The organism is Variovorax sp. J31P179, assembly GCF_030316985.1.
GTDB lineage: Bacteria > Pseudomonadota > Gammaproteobacteria > Burkholderiales > Burkholderiaceae_C > Variovorax > Variovorax ginsengisoli_B.
On the sequence record NZ_JASZYL010000048.1, the window covers coordinates 1 to 1199 of the forward strand.

The following is a 1199-nucleotide window of genomic DNA, read 5'->3' on the forward strand; positions in this document are numbered from 1 at the left end:
TAGGGAAACGCTGATCAATAGGTCGCTGCGGGCACGGCCCGTGCATGCGTGAAGACATCGCAAGTCACAGCACCACCGAGATGAACCAACGCAGTTTTGCCAGCGCCGAGTACGCGATGAAGAAGAAGCGCACGCGGCGCGAGAAGTTCTTGGCCGACATGGAGCGCGTCGTGCCGTGGTCTCGTCTGATTGCCGTGATCGAGCCGCTGTACCCCACGCGCGGGCGCGTCGGCCGACAGCCGATCGGCGTGCCCCGGATGCTGCGCATGTACTGCCTCCAGCAATGGTACGGCCTGGCCGACGAGGCGCTGGAGGACGCGCTGTACGACAGCCAGGCGCTACGCGACTTCGTGGGCATCGACCTGTCGCACGAGTCGGTTCCCGACGCCACCACGCTGCTGAAGTTCAGGCGCCTGCTGCTGGACAACGACCTCACCAAGGCGCTGTTCGAGGAGATCAACGCCCATCTTGCCGAGCAAGGCCTTCTGATGCGCGCGGGCACCATCGTGGACGCGACCATCATTGCGGCGCCCAGCTCGACCAAGAACGCGGGCAATGCTCGAGACCCGGAGATGCATCAGACCAAGAAGGGAAACACCTGGCACTTTGGCCTCAAGGCCCATATTGGCGTGGATGCCGAATCGGGGCTCGTGCACACCGTGATCGCCACGGCGGCCAACGTCAACGACGTGACGCAAGCTGGCGCGCTTTTGCACGGCGAGGAGACAGCGGCCTTCGGCGACGCCGGGTATCGGGGCGTGCACAAGCGCGAGGAAGCGCAAGGCCCGAAGTGGCACGTGGCGATGCAGCCGGGCAAGCGCCGGCAGCTGGATCTGACGCGCAAGTGGGCGCGGCTGCTGGAAAAAGCCGAGCAGCTGAAGGCGAGCATCCGCGCCAAGGTCGAGCATCCGTTCCATGTGATCAAAAACCTGTTTCGCCACAAGAAGACCCGCTACAAGGGCCTTGCGAAGAACGAGGCGCAGCTGTTCAGCCTGTTCGGGCTGGCCAATCTGGTCATCGCCAAGAGGTCGTTGCTGGTCGCGCATGGCCGAGGTGCGTCTTGAGCACCGAAAGTGGCCTCGAAAGAGGCGCAAAACGCCCGGCGGGCAGACCTCACGGCGCGACGTTGACCGAAATCGCGACCCATCGCGTCGTGATGTCTTCAGATCCGACGACGTCGTTCATTGATCAGCATCTCC

1 protein-coding gene is annotated in these 1199 nt (G+C 63.7%); it reads left to right on the forward strand.

The window, feature by feature from the left end:
• Positions 1-80 precede the first annotated feature (80 nt).
• Positions 81-1064 carry an IS5 family transposase gene (locus QTI17_RS34965; RefSeq protein ID WP_286538778.1) on the forward strand — a complete coding sequence of 328 codons (984 nt, stop codon included), beginning with the start codon at positions 81-83 and terminating at the stop codon, positions 1062-1064.
• Positions 1065-1199: the final 135 nt, after the last annotated feature.

Excerpts from the sequence above, each read along its gene's own strand:
- QTI17_RS34965 (WP_286538778.1), top strand. The coding sequence starts at position 81 with ATGAACCAACGCAGTTTTGCCAGCGCCGAGTACGCGATGAAGAAGAAG.